Annotated in this window: 14 protein-coding genes and 1 pseudogene; 12 read left to right on the top strand and 3 right to left on the bottom strand. The window is 72.5% G+C overall.

Going from position 1 to position 16,863, the window contains the following annotated elements:
• Window positions 1–146: 146 nt before the first annotated feature.
• On the top strand, window positions 147–1,019 hold the full coding sequence (locus tag ACIQ9G_RS29190; RefSeq protein ID WP_403615345.1) for a trypsin-like serine protease: 873 nt from the start codon (window positions 147–149) through the stop codon (window positions 1,017–1,019).
• 55 nt (window positions 1,020–1,074) lie between these two features.
• Here ACIQ9G_RS29190 and ACIQ9G_RS29185 read toward each other — a convergent pair whose 3' ends face one another.
• Entirely contained in the window at window positions 1,075–2,298 is a 1,224-nt protein-coding gene (locus ACIQ9G_RS29185; RefSeq protein ID WP_403615342.1) for an RNA-guided endonuclease InsQ/TnpB family protein, read from the bottom strand.
• Window positions 2,299–2,332: 34 nt separating this feature from the next.
• On the opposite strand from ACIQ9G_RS29185, the pseudogene tnpA reads away from it, so the two are divergent.
• Window positions 2,333–2,764: pseudogene (tnpA, locus tag ACIQ9G_RS29180) on the top strand (IS200/IS605 family transposase).
• A 331-nt stretch (window positions 2,765–3,095) separates the two neighbouring features.
• Here tnpA and ACIQ9G_RS29175 read toward each other — a convergent pair.
• Window positions 3,096–3,551 carry a hypothetical protein gene (locus tag ACIQ9G_RS29175; protein WP_403615340.1) on the bottom strand — a complete coding sequence of 152 codons (456 nt, stop codon included), beginning with the start codon at window positions 3,549–3,551 and terminating at the stop codon, window positions 3,096–3,098.
• Between the two features lie 227 nt (window positions 3,552–3,778).
• Between ACIQ9G_RS29175 and ACIQ9G_RS29170 the strand changes: the two genes are divergently transcribed.
• The 6 genes from ACIQ9G_RS29170 (at window position 3,779) to ACIQ9G_RS29145 (ending at window position 9,135) form a co-directional block, all read left to right on the top strand.
• Window positions 3,779–4,390, top strand: a complete 612-nt coding sequence (locus ACIQ9G_RS29170) for an XRE family transcriptional regulator (protein ID WP_403615337.1) — start codon at window positions 3,779–3,781, stop codon at window positions 4,388–4,390.
• Window positions 4,387–4,992, top strand: coding sequence for a hypothetical protein (locus ACIQ9G_RS29165; protein ID WP_403615335.1), 606 nt, complete (start codon window positions 4,387–4,389; stop codon window positions 4,990–4,992). Before ACIQ9G_RS29170 ends, ACIQ9G_RS29165 begins: the two co-directional genes overlap by 4 nt.
• A 55-nt stretch (window positions 4,993–5,047) precedes the next feature.
• The gene (locus ACIQ9G_RS29160) at window positions 5,048–6,232 is read left to right on the top strand and encodes an MAB_1171c family putative transporter (RefSeq protein ID WP_403615332.1); all 1,185 of its coding nucleotides are present in this window, start codon (window positions 5,048–5,050) and stop codon (window positions 6,230–6,232) included.
• A 146-nt stretch (window positions 6,233–6,378) separates the two neighbouring features.
• Window positions 6,379–7,740, top strand: a complete 1,362-nt coding sequence (locus ACIQ9G_RS29155; protein ID WP_403615872.1) for an FAD-dependent monooxygenase — start codon at window positions 6,379–6,381, stop codon at window positions 7,738–7,740.
• A 61-nt stretch (window positions 7,741–7,801) separates the two neighbouring features.
• The gene (locus ACIQ9G_RS29150; RefSeq protein WP_403615329.1) at window positions 7,802–8,296 is read left to right on the top strand and encodes a GNAT family N-acetyltransferase; all 495 of its coding nucleotides are present in this window, start codon (window positions 7,802–7,804) and stop codon (window positions 8,294–8,296) included.
• 101 nt (window positions 8,297–8,397) lie between these two features.
• Entirely contained in the window at window positions 8,398–9,135 is a 738-nt protein-coding gene (locus ACIQ9G_RS29145; protein WP_403615327.1) for an SIR2 family NAD-dependent protein deacylase, read from the top strand.
• A gap of 357 nt (window positions 9,136–9,492) precedes the next feature.
• On the opposite strand, the gene ACIQ9G_RS29140 is transcribed toward ACIQ9G_RS29145, so the two are convergent.
• Window positions 9,493–11,511, bottom strand: coding sequence for a DUF1996 domain-containing protein (locus ACIQ9G_RS29140; protein WP_403615869.1), 2,019 nt, complete (start codon window positions 11,509–11,511; stop codon window positions 9,493–9,495).
• Between the two features lie 412 nt (window positions 11,512–11,923).
• On the opposite strand from ACIQ9G_RS29140, the gene ACIQ9G_RS29135 reads away from it, so the two are divergent.
• From ACIQ9G_RS29135 to ACIQ9G_RS29120, 4 genes are all read left to right on the top strand, one after another.
• Window positions 11,924–13,645 (top strand): multicopper oxidase family protein, encoded by a 1,722-nt coding sequence (locus ACIQ9G_RS29135; protein WP_403615324.1) that lies wholly within the window; start codon window positions 11,924–11,926, stop codon window positions 13,643–13,645.
• A gap of 226 nt (window positions 13,646–13,871) precedes the next feature.
• Window positions 13,872–14,117 carry a ferredoxin gene (locus ACIQ9G_RS29130; protein ID WP_403615322.1) on the top strand — a complete coding sequence of 82 codons (246 nt, stop codon included), beginning with the start codon at window positions 13,872–13,874 and terminating at the stop codon, window positions 14,115–14,117.
• Window positions 14,107–15,501: an NAD(P)/FAD-dependent oxidoreductase gene (locus ACIQ9G_RS29125; RefSeq protein WP_403615319.1), complete on the top strand. Its 1,395-nt coding sequence runs from the start codon at window positions 14,107–14,109 to the stop codon at window positions 15,499–15,501. The genes ACIQ9G_RS29130 and ACIQ9G_RS29125 overlap by 11 nt, the downstream gene beginning before the upstream one ends.
• Window positions 15,502–15,577: 76 nt before the next feature.
• Window positions 15,578–16,816: a cytochrome P450 gene (locus tag ACIQ9G_RS29120; RefSeq protein ID WP_403615316.1), complete on the top strand. Its 1,239-nt coding sequence runs from the start codon at window positions 15,578–15,580 to the stop codon at window positions 16,814–16,816.
• The last annotated feature ends 47 nt before the right edge of the window (window positions 16,817–16,863 follow it).

Raw genomic sequence — 16,863 nt, 5'->3', positions numbered from 1 at the left:
AACCATGCGCAGAACGCATACCCGGTGATCGACCGGAACCGGAGGAGAAGCCCGATCGCGCTCTTGTACTTGACCACCCCAGGCGCTTCAATACCCCTCACCCCCGCAGGAGAACACCCGTCCCACACCCGTCGAAGGGGTTCTTCTTGACCGCCGTACGCGCCACCGCCGTCACCGCAGCGGCCTGCGCCACCGTGCTCGCCGCCGCTCTGCCGTCGTCCGCGATCAACAGCTACAACGCGACGCCCGCCCCCGAACGCACCGAGGTCGGGGCACTCGTGGCCACCTGGGACAACGACGACGACCCGGCGACCCCGGACCGCGTCGACTGGGTCTGCTCCGGCACGATGATCGACGCGGACACGTTCCTCACCGCGGCCCACTGCACCACCGACTGGCCGGACAACGTCAAGTTCTACGTGTCCCTCGACCAGGACGTGCAGGCCGGTCTGGACGCCGCCGCGAAGCAGTTCCCGGGCGACCCGGCCGCCCAGGCGAACGCCGTCGCCGTCCAGGGCACGGCCCACAGCCACCCCGACTACCCGGGCCCCTCCTCGGACCCGCACGACATCTCCGTCATCGAACTGCCCGCCGCGAAGATGAAGGCCCGCTGGACCTTCACCCCGGCCACCCTGCCGACCGCGAACCAGTTCGGCGCCCTCGGCCCCCGGCAACTGAACGCCACCGACTGGTTCGTGGCCGGATACGGCACCCAGGAGGCCGTCAACGGGCCGGGCGGCCAGACCCATCCGGGCGGCGGCGTGCGGATGAAGGCGCCCGTGACCTTCGACGCGCTCAACGACGCCTGGGTGCGCCTCGCCATGACCGCGCCCCAGGGCAACGGCGGTGCCTGCTACGGCGATTCCGGCGGCCCCAACTTCGCGGTCATCGGCGGCAGGAACATCCTCGCGGCCACGACCATCACCGGCGACGGACCCTGCTACGCCACCAACGTCTCGTACCGGCTGGACACGCCCGGGGCACGGGCCTTCCTGTCGCCGTTCGCGAAACTGCCTTGACTTGCTCCCCTCCTGAAGGAGGGAGATTCTGGTCTGCTCGCTCGGTGCTGTGCCGCTATGCGGCACGGGCATCGGGCGGGCTTCCGTGGCTTCCTGCTTCGTCGCGCTGTGCCAGAACGGGTTCTGGTCTTACCGGCGCTCCACAGGCTGTCACCGCCAGTCCGGCGGCCGATTTCACGTTCTTCGCGGCGTTGTGGTCCCGGTCGTGGACGGTGCCGCAGGCGGGGCAGGTCCATTCCCGCACGGTGAGGGGCTTGGGCCCGTCGCGGTGCCCGCAGGCGGAGCACACCTGGCTGGTGGGCTCGAACCGGCCGATCTTGACGAAGGTGCGCCCGTACCGCTTCGCCTTGTACTCCAGCATGTGCACGAACGTCGACCAGCCCGCATCATGCACGCTCTTGGCAAGCCGGGTGCGCGCGAGCCCGTTCACCGCCAGATCCTCCACGGCGACCGCTTGGTTCTCGCGGATCAGCTTCGTGGAGAGCTGGTGGTGGAACTCGCGACGCGCGTCAGCCACCTGCGCATGCGCGCGGGCCACCTTCCGGCGGGCCTTCTCCCGGTTCCTCGATCCCCTCTGCTTACGGGACAGCTCCCGCTGGGCCCTCTTGAGCTTCTTCTCCGCCCGGCGCAGAAACCTGGGGCTGTCGATCTTCGTGCCGTCGGAGAGCACCGCGAAGTGGGCCAGCCCGAGATCGATACCGATGCTCGCCTCGGCCTCGGGCATCCGCTGCAGATCCGCGGCCGGGTCGGTGGCGATGACGAAGGATGCGAAGTACCGACCCGCCGCATCCTTGATGACGGTCACCGAAGACGGCACACACGGCAAGGTGCGGGACCACTTCACCCGTAACTCACCGATCTTCGGCAGGTTCAGCCGTCCGCCGGGCGTGATGGACCAGCGGGCGTTCGCGGTGAACCGGATCGACTGCCGTGAATCCTTGCGCGACTTCAACTTCGGCGCGCCCAGCCTCGGGCCCTTGCGCTCACCTTTGAGGGAGGCGAAGAAGTTGCGGTAGGCCGTCTCGGCGTCGCGCAGCGCCTGCTGCAGTACCACCGCGGAGACCTCGCCCAGCCAGGACCGCTCGGCGGTCCGCTTGGCCTGGGTGATCAGGGTGCGGGACAGCTCGGCCGCCGTCGGGAACGGCCTGCCCGCCGCGCGGGCGTCCTCACGGGCACGCACCGCATCGTTGAACACCACGCGGGCGCACCCAAACGCCCTAGCCAGCGCAGCGCGTTGGCACGGTGCCGGGTACAGGCGAAAGCCGTACCGAAGCTGCATACCGATCACCCTACAAATTCGGGTGATAGCTGGGATGTGGAACGTCAGGACTGGCCGGCACTGTGTTTTCGTAATGCGTGCACTTGGTCTTCGTGACCATGGTCCGGCACCAGGTGTTCACGGATGCTCGTCTGACGCGCATGCAGGAGATCATGCGGGCGGTGCGCGGACTTCGAGTGCGAACTGAGCGAGTTCAGCGGTGAGGACAATCACGTCCACCTCCTGGTGAACTTCCCGCCCAAGATGGCCGTGACCCGGCTCGTCAACTCCCTCACGGGAGTCTCCTCCTGACGCCTGCATCTGGGGGCATCTCCCGGCCGAAGGCTGGGGGAGAATTCCCGACCCGGTGCAGCACTACTGGCGGGCCAACAAGCTCTGGTCCGGGTCCTACTTCGCCGGAACCGTCGGCGGCGCCCCGCTCTCCGTGATCAAGCAGTGCATCGAGGAGCAGAACCGGCCCGTGTGAGCATCCCCCAGCTCCGCCAGAGCAGCCGTCGCGGCGCTCCGCGCGGCAGGTGGTGGGCACGCGACGGCCGGCTCCACCGACCAGGAATCCGCGACGCTCCGCGTCGCCACAACACGATTCGCTTCACCACCAGGCTGAAGCCCGGTGCACTGCGAATGAATCCCGGTAGCGGGCCCGGCCGGCGAGCGACGACCCGGTCCGGGGAAGAGCCCTGCCGTGCCGACGGCGACCGCCGTCGGCACGGCGGGGAGCGGCGGGTGCGGGCGGGGCACGCCCTACCAGCGCCGAGGGGCCGTACCGCGGAGAGGCCGCACCGCGCCGAGAGACCGGATCAGCCGACGTGGATCCGGCCGTCCTCGACGACGAAGCGCTGCGGCTCGGAGCAGCCGATCGACGGCGTGATCAGCAGGCTCACCCCGACGGGCGCAGGTTCGCTGCCGGAGGTGGAGAACCGGCAGACGGCGCCCTTGCCGGTGAGCGGATACCAGAACCAGCCGTCCACCGCGCCCACGGTCGCCCGGTCGGACTCCTTCCAGGCGCCGCCGCTCAGCGTGTCCACGCGCAGCCGCACGGAGGCGGCGTACTCGTCGTCGGTGGAGCGGATCGCGGTCAGGGTGATCCTGTAGTCGCGGCCGAGCACCGAGGACGCGATCTGCCGCGTCTGCGGCGGGACGGACCGGGCGCCGGACTGGGCGGCCGAGGCGCCGGCGGCGGTGAGTCCGGTCGCCAGCAGCGCCGTCAGGGCCGCGGCCGTGCCACGGCGGGGCAGGGTACGGGTCGTGCTCATGAGTGATCCCCCGTCGGTTGGAGCGGTAATACTCGAGAACGTCCGATTGATCCCGTGCACCGGATAAGACTCCAGGACCGGCCGGGAGGTTGTACGGCACGGTTGTACGGCACGGCAAAACGGCTTGTCCTCGGGCTCAACTTGTCTTGTGGTGCTCTGGTTCGGAGGCTTCCGGGCCGGTTATGGTCCTGAACGCAGCGCCCGCCCGAGACGAGGGAGATCCCTGGGTGAGACCCCCGCACGCAGCCCTCACCGAGACCCTGCGCCGGGTCGACGCGCTCCTCTTGAAGTCCGGCCGCACGCGGTCGGAGGTGCTCGACGCGGACCGGCTGTCGTGGGAGACGGGGGTCCCGGCGCCGGTCGTCGCGGCGCTGCTCGGCGGCCAGGACGTCCCGGAGGAGGGGTTCGGCGAGCGGATCCGGACCCGCATCCTGCATCTGCGGCGGACGCACCGCCGGCCGGACGGCTCCCGTTACTCCTACAGCGAGATCGGCGCGTCGTTCGGCGCGTCCGGCGCGGCGATCTCCGCGATCGTCAACGGCCGGAGCAAGTGCGGTCCGCTGGCGGCCACCCAGGCCGGCATCGAGAAGTTCTTCTTCGGCCAGGCCAACGGGTTCCTGTCTGCGGAGGCGGTACCGGCGCTCAACGCCGCCCTGCAGCCGGTCCTCGGCCGGCTGGAGCACGAGACGGACCCGCTGGCCGAGGCACTGTCCCGGTACGACGACGTCCGCGGCGTGGCCCTCCGGCAGGCGCGCGACCTGCCGGAGGAGCGGTGGAACGTGCTCAACGCGACCCTGAAGGCGCTGCTGGAGCTTGACGTGAAGGAAGGGACGCGGTGAGTTCGCCGGCTCGTGCCATGCGGCGGCTCACCGCCCGGCTGCTGGCCGCCCTCGAACTGCCCGACGGCGACGAGGATCTCTTACCGGCCGTCGGCAGGGCCGTCGAGCAGGTGCGCGGGCGTCCGGTCCGGCTGCACGCGGCGCCGTTCCCGCCGGACATCGCCAGCGGGCTGTGGATCCAGCGCCCCTCTCACGACGTGATCGCGTACGAGGCGCACACGGATCTGGAGCACCAGTTGGTGATCGTCGGCCACGAGGTCTGGCACATGTTCGAGGGGCACTGCCGCTCGCTCACCGCCCACGGACCGGCCGCCTCCCGCGCCGGTGACGGTGGCGCGGCGGACGCGGTGCGGGACGTGGTGGCGGCGGTCTGCGCGGCGGAGGGCGCCGGGGCTCCGCCGGAGCGGCCCCTGGACGTCAGTCTCCATGTCGCCCTGCGGGCCGACGCCAGCACCGTGCACCAGGAGGAGGAGGCCGAGTTCTTCGGCGTGCGGTTCGCCACCGCGGTCGGGGCCGCCCGGACGGAGGCCCGGTCCGGCGTGGACCTCAGGAACCTCGCCGGACGCATCCGGTTCTCCCTCGCGCACCGCATCCGGTCCTGACCCGGTTCGCGAGCCGCCACCCCGCGAGGGCCGCCCCGAGGAGACGCACCGCACCGTGAGCCACGGCCCCGGCAACACCTCCTTCTACCTCTGCGGGAGCCTGCTCCTGCTGGTCTGCCTGCTCAAGCTCCCGGCGCTCTTCCGCAGGCCCCACGACATGCTGTTGCGTGCCGTGTGCCTGCTGTTGTTCGCCGGGGCACTGGTCTTCTTCTTCGCCGCCCCGGACTCCATCGCCACGATCAACCGGCTCACCGGGATACCCAACTTCGCCGCCCCGATGGCGTATTCGGCGCTGATCGCGTTCTCCGGGGCCAGCCTGCTGCTGATCATCAACTGGCGCCCGGCGCCCCCGGAGCAGACCCGGCGGGCGTCCCGGGTGTGCGTCACCGCCTACGGTCTCGTGATCGTCGCGATCAACGTGCTGTTCTGGTGGGGCGACGCCCCGGTGGAGCAACTCACCCTCTTCGACGGCTACTACGCCCGCACCCCGTTCATCCGGGAGATGATCCTCACCTACCTGGTGGCCCACGGCGTGGCGACCATGGCCACGAGCGTGCTGTGCTGGCGCTGGTCGACGGAGGTCCACGGCTCCCTGCGGGCCGGGCTGCGCATCCTGGCCCCCGCCTATCTGCTGCACGTGTGCTACGACGTCGTCAAACTGGTGGCGATCGGCGCCCGTTGGACCGGGCACGACCTGGATTTCCTCATCGACCGGGTGGCTCCGCAGACCGCGGCTCCCTCCGCCCTGCTCGCCTGCACCGGGTTCGCGCTCCCCCTGGCGGGGCCGCGCATCGCCCATGTCGCCCATAACGTACGGCAGTTGCGCGAACTGCGCCCGCTGTGGAGGGAATTGCGGCAGGTGCCCACTCCGGGCGCCGTCCGCACCTCGCTGCCGTGGTGGTCCCCGCCCGCGGTGCGTCTGACCGGCCGGCGGACCGCCATCTACGACGCGCTGCTCGCCCTGGCCCCGTACTGCGACCTCGGGGTGCGCGAGCGGGCCCACACCGCCGCCCTGGACCGGGGCGAGGACGCGCGGTCCGCCGCCGCCACGGCCGACGCCGTCATGATCGTCCTCGCCGGTGCCCGCCGGCGCCGCACCGGCGCCGGGCCGTCACCGGACGCCCAGGTGCCCCCGTGGCGCCCCCGCGATCTGGTCCTCCTGTCCCAGGCGCTCGCCTCGCCCGTACTGTCGGACCTCCGCGCGCACCACCGTGCCCCCGCAGAAAGCAGCCCGTCATGAACGACGTCACGAGAGCCGTCACACGAGCCGTCGCACGAGCCGTCACGGAGGTCGTCCCCACGGCCGTCACCAGGGCCGCCGTGCGGGAAGCGGCACCTCGTGGCACGCACACGCGGGCCGTCGTCGTCGGAGGCAGCATCGCCGGGATGCTCGCCGCGGCCGCCGTTCGCGACCGGTTCGACGCCGTGGAGATCGTCGAGGCCCACGACCTGCCCCTCGGTCCCGAGCCCCGTCCGGGCGTGCCGCAGGCCGCGCACTTCCACACCCTCGTCTCCGGCGGGGCGGACGCGATCGACGCCCTGCTGCCCGGCACGGTCGACCAGCTCCTGGCGTGCGGCGCCCATCGGGTGCCGATGACGACGAACATGGTCTACTGCTCACCCGAGGGCTGGTACCGCCGCTGGCGGCGCGACACCCACTTCCTCGTCTCCGCCGGCCGGGACCTGACCGACTTCGCCGTCCGCCAGCAGGTCCTGAAGGACCCCCGGGTGAGCGTGCGCCGGCGCACCCGGGTCACCGCCCTCCTCGGGGACCGCCGCGCGGTCACCGGCGTGCGCCTGCGCGCCGCGGACGGCACCGAGACGGACCTGGCCGCCGACCTCGTCGTCGACGCCTCGGGCCGGTCCTCCCGCGCGCCGCACTGGCTCACCGAACTGGGCATCACCGGCCTCGCCGAGGACCGCGTCGACTCCGGGCTGGCCTACGCCAGCCGCGTCTACCGCGCCCCCGTGCCCACACGCGGCTGGCCGGTGATCAACGTGTCGGCCGACCCGCGCCGGCCCGGGCCGGCCACGGCGGGCGGCATCCTGCCGGTCGAGGGCGACCGCTGGCACGTCAGCCTGTGGGGCCCGCCCGGCGCGCACCCCACCCGCGATCCGGACGCCTTCGAGCCCTACGCCCGCACGCTGCGCCACCCCGTGGTGGCCGAGCTGCTGGCCCACGCCGAACCGCTGACCGACGTGACGGTCACCCGCAGCACGGCCAACAGGCGCCGCTACTACGAGCGCCTGCCCGGCTGGCCGGAGGGACTGGTCGCACTGGGCGACTCGGTCGCCGCCTTCAACCCCGTCTACGGCCACGGCATGTCGGTGGCCGCGCAGGGCGCCCTGGCGCTGCGCGCCTCGCTGGCCTCCGGTCCGCGCGCCGGACTGGCCCGCCGGGCCCAGCGCGCCGTCGCCCGCCCCGTCGAGGTGGCGTGGGCCCTCGCCACCGGGCAGGACATCCACTACCCGACCACCACGGGCCGCGACCCGAACCCGGCCGACCGGCTCCTCGACCGCTATGTGAGCCGTCTGTCCCGCACGGCGACCGGCTCCTACCGCGCCGCCACGGCCCTGACCGACGTCCTCACCCTCCAGGCCTCCCCCGCCTCCCTCCTGCGGCCCGGAGTGCTGCTGTCCGCCGCGGCCGGCCCCCTGCGCCCGCCGCTCGCCCACCCGCAGTTCACCCCGGCTGAACGCCGCCTGCTGCGCGAGGCGGGGATCACGCTGTCCTGCCTGCCCCGGTAGGCGCCCGGCCCGTCGGGCCCGGCCGTCCTCCGGCCGGGGCCGGGGGCCGCGACCTTTCCGGTTGTGTGACACTGCGGGCATGATCCGCACCGCGACTCCCGCAGACGTCCCCGTCATCCACGCCCTGGTCCGTGAGCTCGCCGAGTACGAGAAGGCGCTCGACGAGGCGCGGGCGACGCCGGAACAGCTCATGGAGGCACTGTTCGGCGAGCGCCCGGCCGCGTTCGCGCACGTGGCGCAGGAGGCCGACGGCGAGGTCGTGGGCTTCGCGCTGTGGTTCCTCAACTTCTCCACCTGGCGGGGCGTGCACGGCATCTACCTGGAGGACCTGTACGTCCGCCCGCAGTCCCGCGGCGGCGGTCACGGCAAGGCCCTGCTCACGGAGCTGGCCCGCGTCTGCGTGGAGCGCGGCTACGAGCGCCTGGAGTGGTCGGTCCTGAACTGGAACAGCCCGGCGATCGACTTCTACCAGGCCATGGGCGCCCGCCCGCAGGACGAGTGGACGGTGTACCGGTTGACGGACGGGGCGCTGAAGGACCTGGCCGTCCGGGCGTGACCGCGCGATGCCGGCGTCGCCGGCGCCGGCCTCTCCCGTAACGGACGGGAGGGGGGAAACGCGGGTGCGACGGCCTCGGGCCCGGAGCTACCCTCGGTGCCATGGCCAAGCCCCTCGTCGCGATACTCAGCGGAGCCGGCATCAGCACGGACTCCGGGATTCCGGACTATCGCGGACCCAACGGGCTGTGGCGGCGGGATCCGGAGGCCGAGAAGCTCGTGACGTACGAGTACTACATGGGCGATCCCGAGATCCGGCGCCGCTCCTGGCAGATGCGGCGCCGGAACCGCACCCTGCGGGCCGAGCCGAACGCCGCGCACCACGCGGTGGCCGATCTGGAGCGGTCCGGGGTGCCGGTCCGGGTCATCACGCAGAACGTGGACGGGCTGCACCAGCTCGCCGGGCTGCCCGCGCGCAAGGTGCTCGAACTGCACGGCACCGCGCGGAGCGTGGTGTGCACCCGGTGCCACGCCCGCGGACCGATGGAGGACGCCCTGGCGCGGGTGGAGGCGGGCGAGGTGGACCCGCCGTGCCGCGCGTGCGGCGGGATCATGAAGTCCGCGACGGTCATGTTCGGCGAGCGGCTCGACCCGGTGGTGCTGGGCGAGGCCGTGGCCATCACCAAGGCGTGCCAGGTGTTCATCGCCGTGGGCACCAGCCTCCAGGTGCAGCCCGCCGCCGGGCTCGCGGGCCTCGCCGCCGACCACGGCGCCCGCCTCGTCATCGTCAACGCCGAGCCGACACCGTACGACGAACAGGCCGACGAGGTCGTGCGGGAGCCGATCGGGACCGCTCTGCCGCGGCTGCTGCACCGTCTCGCGGACGGCGCGGCCGCCTGACCGGGCGGTCTCACGACCGGGGCGGAATGCCGTCGTCCGCCGGCTTCCCTGTACCGCGAGTAACATGATCAACTCTCGTGACTGGGTGCTCCCCACAGCCAAGTTGAGCGCTCCGTGTGCCTTCCAACACTCCCAGTGCGAGGTTTCCGATGCCGTCTCAAGGCGAGGCCCTGCAGCAAGCGCGTGCCGACTACGAGGAGCACATGCGCACCTGCCGTCAGTGCAACGCGGACACCGTTCCGTGCGCGGTGGCCAAGCACTTGCTCCGCCTCTACAACAACGCCCGGAGATCGGTGATGCGTTGAGACACGCGACGGCGACGGAACCCGTCCCACGGGCCCCGCCGCCGTCGCGATGTCACATGCCGGTGCGCCTGATCCGGCGCAGCAGCACGAAGCCCGCGATCACGAGCAGGGCCCCGGCCGCGGCCGGCCACAGCTGGGCGCCGGTCTCGGCGAGGCTTCCGCCGGCCGTCTGCGGTACGGTCTGCGCTCCGGGGGGCGGCGCCTGCGTGGCGCTGCCGCCGTCGCTGCCCGAGCCGGCCTGCGCGCCGGCACCCTCGGCCGTCCGGGACGCCGACGGTGTCGTGTAGGCCTTGGGCCGGACCGTGGCGGGCGGGGAGGACGCATCGCCGCCCGCGGGCTCCGCGGCCGGCGGCTGCGCGGTCTGCCCGTCCCCGGTGCCGCCGCCGTTGCCGCCCTTGTCCCCGGTGTCGCCCTTGCCGCCGCCGTCACCGCCGCCGGCCGTATCTCCGTTGCCCCCACCGGCCGTTGCGCCCGGAGCCGGCGTCGGCTGGTCCGGCGGGTTCTGCGACTGCTGCGGGTCCTGGGGCTGCTGCGACTGCTGCGGGTCCTCGCTGGGTGACGGCGAGCCCTGGCCGGCCCCGGCGCCGCACTTCCGGCCGCCGTTGATGCAGTCGACCATCTCCCGCATGAGGCTCTCGTCGAAGACGTTGATGAAGTCGCCGTGGTCCGTGACCGGCTTGTGCAGCTGCTCGGGGAAGGAGTCCACGGCGAACAGCGGGGTCGTCCGGCCGCCGTCCTGGAGGCTCGGGGCGTCGACGGCGTAGACGATGCGCTGCACCAGCTGCGGGATCGCCTGGAATCCGGCCGGGCAAGCGCCCTCGGCGTCGGCGAACGCCACGTGGGTGCGGTGGTTGGCGCTGTCGATGTTCCGGCCGTCCCAGCAGCTCTGGAACTTGAAGGTGCGCACGACGTCGCTGCCCTGGGGGCAGAGCGGGTACTTGTCCTTCAACTGCCGGTCCTCGAACCCGGTGCAGCTCCAGGACGCGTTGGCGTTGGTGGGGCCGTTGACGAAGGCCTTGGCGTCGCCGGTGATGATGCGCAGCAGCCGCGGCATGGCCGTGACCTTGCCGCGCGGGCTGCCCACGAAGGTGAGCGTCACCTGCTTGGGGGTGACGATCCGCCCCGCGTTGCCCTCGGTGCCGCCGCCCGGCGCGTCGGCGTCCCGCTCCCGCGTTCCGTTCTGCAGTCGAAGTACGGGCCAGTAGTAGGTGGACCGGTCGCCCTTGTCCTCGCAGGTCGTGTCGCCCTTGGCGAGGTCGTCGTCGCTCGCGAAGGCGTTGTTGGCCTGGTTGCCGACGTAGTCGTGGAAGTGGTGGGCGCCGTTGGTGACGCCGGGGGCGACGATGACGTTGTCCGAGTTGAACAGGCCGTTCGCGTTCACCCCGCAGGCGGAGGAGAAGGTGCCGGTGGAGGCGTCCGCCTGGTCGCGGGGGCTGGGCACGTTGGGCTGCACGGTGGTGATGTCCGCGTAGTCCGCGGCGACGGGGCCGTTGCCGGCCTGTCCGCCGTTCCCTCCCTGCTGCTGCCCGCCTCCCTGGTTCTGCCCCGGGCTCTGGCTGGGATCCTGGCTCTGCCCCTGGTTCGGGTCCTGTCCCTGGTTCTGGCCGTCGCCGCTCTGGTCCTGGCCGGGCGTCGCGCCGTCGCCCTGGCCGGAGGACGTGCGCAGGGTGCAGGCCGCGAGGCCCTCCAGCCCCTCGGGCCGGTCCCCTGAACCGGCGATGGCGTCCACGATGCGCGCGATGGTCGCCGCGCGCTCCTCCTTCAGCGGGGCCATGATCGCGCTCTGCACGGCGCTCTCGTCCTGCTGCCCGGCCTGGGCGGAGGCCTGCACCTGCTGGTAGGCCTTGGCGATCTGCCCGTCCAGCGCCGCGAGTTGCTCGTCGACCGTCTCCCGCGCGCCCTCGGGCACGTCGGTGAGGCGGGTGCCGACGTCCGGGCAGTCGATGGTGGCGCCCCCCGAGGCCCAGCTCTGCCCGGCTTGGTCGGTCCGGACCGTGGACTGTCCCGGCCAGGCGCCCTCGCTGGCCGAGGCGTAGACGTTGGCCGCGACCAGCCCACCCCCGCCCAGCATGAGCGCGACCGCCGCGAAGGTGGCACGTCTTGGGCCTGTGGGTCGTCTGCGCGTGTTGCGTCTCAAGGCACTACTCCTACGCGGTCATGGCCGGCCGGGCATGGGTTCCCCTCGGTCCCATACGGAGCGGGGCCCCGCTGTGTTCAACCGCCTCACGAATTCATGGCAATCTCATGGGTGCTGACGCCCCGGCAGGGCGGGAGCCGCTTGAGTCGCGCATGTCACTACCGGAGCGGCCGGGGCGGGCGGAACCGCCTGAGCCGGGCGTCCGTCGCGAGCGAGGGGCCCGGTCCGGCTCCCGGAGGTCGCGCGCCCGTCCAGTTTCAGGAACACGCAAAATTGCGGACCCACATCATCGGACGCGCCGCCTCAGATCTAGGACATTACGTCCCACAACGTGTGTTATTCCGTCATGCACACTTATTCGCGGCGTACCTTGCTCAGTGCCTCGCTCATGGCCGCCGGCTCGGGAGCCCTGGCCGCCTGCACCGGGACCGAGACCGAAGCGGACTCCGCTCCGCGCCCGGGCCCCCCCGCGCGTCCGAGCACCTCTGCGCGTCCGAGCACCTCTGCGCGCCCGAGGTCCTCCGCGCGCCCGACAGCCGCCCCGGCGCCCGGGAGCACCGGCCACAGCGACCGCCGCTTCGTGCCCGAGGGTCCGGGGGGATACGTGAACCCGTCGGATCCCGAGGTGCTGGCCGTGGAGAGGGAGCGCGAGGGCGGTGCGGTGCGCCGGTTCCGGCTCACCGCCACCCAGACGCTGCTCGACCTGGGCGGACGGACCGTCAGGTCATGGGCGTACGGAGACTCGGTGCCCGGTCCGGAGGTCCGCGTGACCGCGGGCGACATCCTCGACCTCACGCTCGCCAACCACCTGCCCGTGGGGACGACCCTGCACTCGCACGGGGTGCGCCTGCGCTGCGACATGGACGGCGTGCCGGACCTCACCCAGGCGGCCATCCGGCCCGGTGAGGACTTCCGCTACCGCTTCACCGTCTCCCACCCGGGCACGTACTGGCTGCACTCGCACCTCGGGATGCAGCTCGACCGCGGACTGTACGCCCCGCTGATCGTGGACGACCCCAGGGAGCGCCTGTCCTACGACAAGGAGTGGGTCGTCATCCTCGACGACTGGGTGGACGGTGTGGACGGCTCCACCCCGGACGCCGTGCTCAGGTCGCTGGGCGGCGGCATGCCGGGGATGGACATGGGCCGGACGAATGACTCGGGCGAGGACGGCGGGCGCGGCGGGGCCGGCCGGCACGGGCACGCGTCGTTCGACGGCGCCGACGGGCCCTCGCGCATCCTGCGGTACTCCCACAGCCGCCTGCTGGGCGGACCGGGCGGCCATGTGGACTTCCCCTACTACCTGATCAACGGCCGGCTGCCGCACGCTCCCTCGGTGTTCCGGGCCCGCCCCGGCGACCGCATCCGGCTGCGGATCATCAACGCCGGGGCCGAGACGGCGTTCCGCGTGGCGCTGGGCGGCCACCGGATGACGGTGACGCACACCGACGGCTACCCCGTCGAGCACCAGTCGACGGACGCGCTGCTGATCGGCATGGCCGAGCGCTACGACGTGCTGGTCACCGCCGGGGACGGGGTCTTCCCCCTCGTCGCGCTCGCCGAGGGCAAGGAGGCCAGGGCACTGGCCCTGCTGCGCACCGGCAAGGGGGGCGATGCCCCCCCGGCGTCCGTGTATCCCGGGGAGCTTGACGGGCGGCTGGTGCCCGCCCAGCGTCTCGTTCCGCACGAGTCCGTGGCCTTCAGCGTCCGCAAACCCGACCGCGAGATCCGGATCATGCTGCACGGGAGCATGAAGAGGTTCGACTGGAACTTCGACCACCGGCCCTACTCCGTGGAGCAGCGCCATCCCATCCGGGAGGACGAACGGGTGCGGCTCACCCTGATCAACGCCACGAACATGTGGCACCCCCTCCATCTGCACGGCCACACCTTCGCGATGACCGGCATCGACGCCGCCGGCGCCCGCAAGGACACGGCCGCGGTGCTGCCGCACCGCAAACTGGTGGTCGACTTCTACGCCGACAACCCCGGCCTGTGGATGCTCCACTGCCACAACCAGTACCACTCCGAGTCCGGGATGATGACCATCCTCGGCTACCGGAAGTGACGGCTCCCCCTGGATGTCCAGGACGCCGCCCCCGGACCGCGGTCGCCGGCGCGTCGTGACGCTCACGGCGCGGCGGCCTCCCCGACCGGTCACCCCTTCGGCGTGCCCCGGCGCGCGGGAGGGCGGTGGGGGCTCCGATGCTGGCGTGGGGGAGGTGACCGCCGTCCGAGGGTGCCGCGAGCGGGTGGGGGCCCACGGGCCTGGCCGCCGGAAGAGCGGAGCGTTGATGAGGCTTGTCGTCGATCTCAACAAGTGCCAGGGATACGCGCAGTGCGCGTTCCTCGCGCCGGACGTCTTCACCCTGCACGGCGAGGAGTCGCTCGTCTACAGCCCCCGGGCCGAGGCGGCACAGCGGGAGGGCGTGGCGCGCGCCGTCGCGGCCTGCCCGGTCCAGGCGATCACCGTCGAGGGGCTGGACGGCGCGGGCGGCTCGCCCGCCGAGGCCGCCCGGGGTGTGTCCGATGGCCGCTGAGGAGTTCCACGAGTGGCTCCGGCGGGAGGGCCGGATCGTGATCGTGGGCGCCTCGCTGGCGGGTCTGCGGGCCGCGGAGACGCTGCGCGACGAGGGGTTCACCGGTGCGCTCACCATGATCGGCGACGAGCCGTACGAGCCGTACGACCGGCCGCCGCTGTCCAAGGCGGTGCTGCTGGGCAGGGCGTCCCCGGACCACACCGAGCTGCCGCGGCGCCGGGACGTCGGGGCGACTTGGCGTCTGGGGGTGGCGGCGACCGGGCTGGACATGGCGGCCAAGCGGGTGCGGCTGGCCGACGGGGACGAGGTGCCATACGACCGGCTGCTGATCGCGACCGGAGTGCGTGCCCGTCCCTGGCCGAAGGAGTCGGAGGCCCAGCTGGACGGGGTCCTCGTGCTGCGCACCCGCGACGACGCGGTCCGGCTGCACCGGCGGATGAGGGCCGGGCCGCGCCGGGTGTTCGTCATCGGCGCCGGCTTCACCGGCTCGGAGATCGCCTCGGCCTGCCGGGACCGGGGCATCGCGGTCACCGTGGCGGAGCGGGCGGGCGCGCCGCTGGTGGGCGCCCTGGGCGGAGTGATCGGGGCGGTGGCCGCGGACCTGCACCGGGACAACGGGGTGGACCTGCGCACGGGGGTGATGGTGACCGGCCTGGAGGGCGACTCTGCGGGCCGGGTGCGGGCCGCCCACCTCTCCGACGGCAGTGTCGTCGAGACGGATGTCGTGGTGGTCTCGCTCGGCGCGACCCGCAACACCGACTGGCTGGCGGGCTCCGGGCTCGGGGCCGGTCCGCGCGGCATCGCCTGTGACGCCGGCTGCCGGGCCTTCGACATCCGGGGCATCGTCACCGACGACGTCTACGCCGCCGGTGACGTCGCCCGCTCCCCGAACCCGCTGTTCGGCTACCAGTTCCTGTCCCTGGAGCACTGGGGCAACGCCGTGGCACAAGCCGAGGTCGCCGCCCACAACATGATCAGCACCAGCGCGGAGCGGCGCCCGCACATGTGGGTGCCGGCCTTCTGGTCCTCGCAGTTCGGGGTGAACATCAAGTCCGTGGGCGTCCCCTCCATGGGCGACCAGGTCATGATCACGCAGGGGTCGCTCGCCGAGCGCCGGTTCATCGGGGTGTACGGCTACCAGGGCCGCGTCATCGCCGCGGTGAGCTTCGACAACACGCGGTGGCTGGACTTCTACCAGCGGCTCATCGAGACGGGTGCGCCGTTCCCGCTGGAGTTCCCGACCGTGGACCGCCGGCCGGAGGGCCGGCAGCCGGTCCCGGCCGACTTCCCCGATCCGTCGCTGCCGACCCACGGCCCGACCGTCACCCTCAGCGGTTACTCGCCGGCCGACCGCCACCTGGTGTTCACCCCGGGCCGCCACTGACCGGCGCCGACCGCGCCCCCGCCCCCCAACTTCCGCCCGCCCACCGCCACGGGCCTTCACGCCCCAAGGACCCCCGATGACGCAAGCCTCGCTCCTGGGCCGGATCACCGACTTCGCGAACCGCGCCGACCCCTACCCGCTGTACGCGGAGCTCCGCAGGACGCCGGTGCTGCACGAGGAGGAGGGCGGCCCGTACGTCGTCAGCTCGTACTACGACATCCTGGGCCTGCTCCACGATCCGCGGATCAGCTCCGACGCGACCAATCTGATCGCCGCCGGGGACGACGAGCTGTCGGGGCCGGAGGCGACGGGACTGCCGCCGAGCTTCATCCGGCTCGACCCGCCCGAGCACGACCGGCTGCGGCGGATCGCCAACAGCTCCTTCGGGCCGCCGCACTGCCCGCGACGGATCGACGCCATGCGCGGGGAGCTCGCCCGGATTGTCGCGGAGTTGATCGACGGCTTCGGCGAGGACCGGCAGATCGACCTCGTCGACCGGTTCGCCTACCCGTTCCCGGTGACCGTGATCTGCCGGCTGCTCGGGGTGCCGCGCGAGGACGAGCCGCGCTTCCGGGCCTGGGTCGACCCGCTGGTGGCGAGCCTCGACCCGGACACCCGCAGGAACGCCGACATCGATTTCCGGCACACCGCGCAGGAGGCGCGGATGCAGCTGGGCATGTACCTGGCGGGGCTGGTGGAGCAGCGCACCAGGGAGCCGCAGGACGACATGCTGTCCGACCTCGCGACCGGTCACGGCGCGGACGGCACGCTGTCGATGATGGAGGTGCTCAGCACCTCCGTGCTGCTGCTGATCGCCGGCCACGAGACGACGGTCAACCTCATCACCAACGGGATGCTCACCCTGCTGCGCCACCCGGAGGTCCTGGACCGGCTGCGCGAGGATCCCGGGCTGTCCGTCCGGGTGGTGGAGGAGCTGCTGCGCTACGAGCCGCCGGTGCAGCTCGTACCGCAGCGCACCTGCGTCGCGGACGTCGAACTGCGCGGGGTCACCATCCCGAAGGGCTCGCGGATCTGGCTCGTCCTCGGGGCGGGCAACCGGGACCCCGAGCGCTTCCAGGACCCCGACCGGTTCGACCCGGACCGCCCGGACATCCAGCACCTCGGCTTCGGCAGCGGTATCCACAGCTGCTTCGGCGCTCCCCTGGCCCGTCTGGAGGCACAGATCGCCCTGGCCGAGCTGGCCCGCCGGCTGGACGGCGCCCGCCTGGTGGAGGACCCCCCGCCCTACCGCCGGAACGCGGTGCTACGGGGCCCGCGCCACCTGCGGATCGCGGTCGACGGAGTGCGTTCCTAGCCGATTTCGGAAGCGCTGCGGAGAGTGCGCCTTCACAAAGAAGGACA

This window comes from Streptomyces sp. NPDC096152, assembly GCF_044763235.1.
In the GTDB taxonomy this organism is placed as follows: Bacteria; Actinomycetota; Actinomycetes; order Streptomycetales; family Streptomycetaceae; genus Streptomyces.
This window is presented reverse-complemented; position numbering and strand designations above follow the sequence as displayed.

What these genes read in the sequence shown, in the direction of transcription:
- ACIQ9G_RS29185 (WP_403615342.1), bottom strand. Translation starts at nt 2,298, where the DNA reads ATGCAGCTTCGGTACGGCTTTCGCCTGTACCCGGCACCGTGCCAACGC.
- ACIQ9G_RS29175 (WP_403615340.1), bottom strand. Translation starts at nt 3,551, where the DNA reads ATGAGCACGACCCGTACCCTGCCCCGCCGTGGCACGGCCGCGGCCCTG.
- ACIQ9G_RS29155 (WP_403615872.1), top strand. Translation starts at nt 6,379, where the DNA reads ATGCTCGCCGCGGCCGCCGTTCGCGACCGGTTCGACGCCGTGGAGATC.
- ACIQ9G_RS29145 (WP_403615327.1), top strand. Translation starts at nt 8,398, where the DNA reads ATGGCCAAGCCCCTCGTCGCGATACTCAGCGGAGCCGGCATCAGCACG.
- ACIQ9G_RS29140 (WP_403615869.1), bottom strand. Translation starts at nt 11,511, where the DNA reads ATGCTGGGCGGGGGTGGGCTGGTCGCGGCCAACGTCTACGCCTCGGCC.
- ACIQ9G_RS29135 (WP_403615324.1), top strand. Translation starts at nt 11,924, where the DNA reads ATGCACACTTATTCGCGGCGTACCTTGCTCAGTGCCTCGCTCATGGCC.
- ACIQ9G_RS29130 (WP_403615322.1), top strand. Translation starts at nt 13,872, where the DNA reads ATGAGGCTTGTCGTCGATCTCAACAAGTGCCAGGGATACGCGCAGTGC.
- ACIQ9G_RS29125 (WP_403615319.1), top strand. Translation starts at nt 14,107, where the DNA reads ATGGCCGCTGAGGAGTTCCACGAGTGGCTCCGGCGGGAGGGCCGGATC.
- ACIQ9G_RS29120 (WP_403615316.1), top strand. Translation starts at nt 15,578, where the DNA reads ATGACGCAAGCCTCGCTCCTGGGCCGGATCACCGACTTCGCGAACCGC.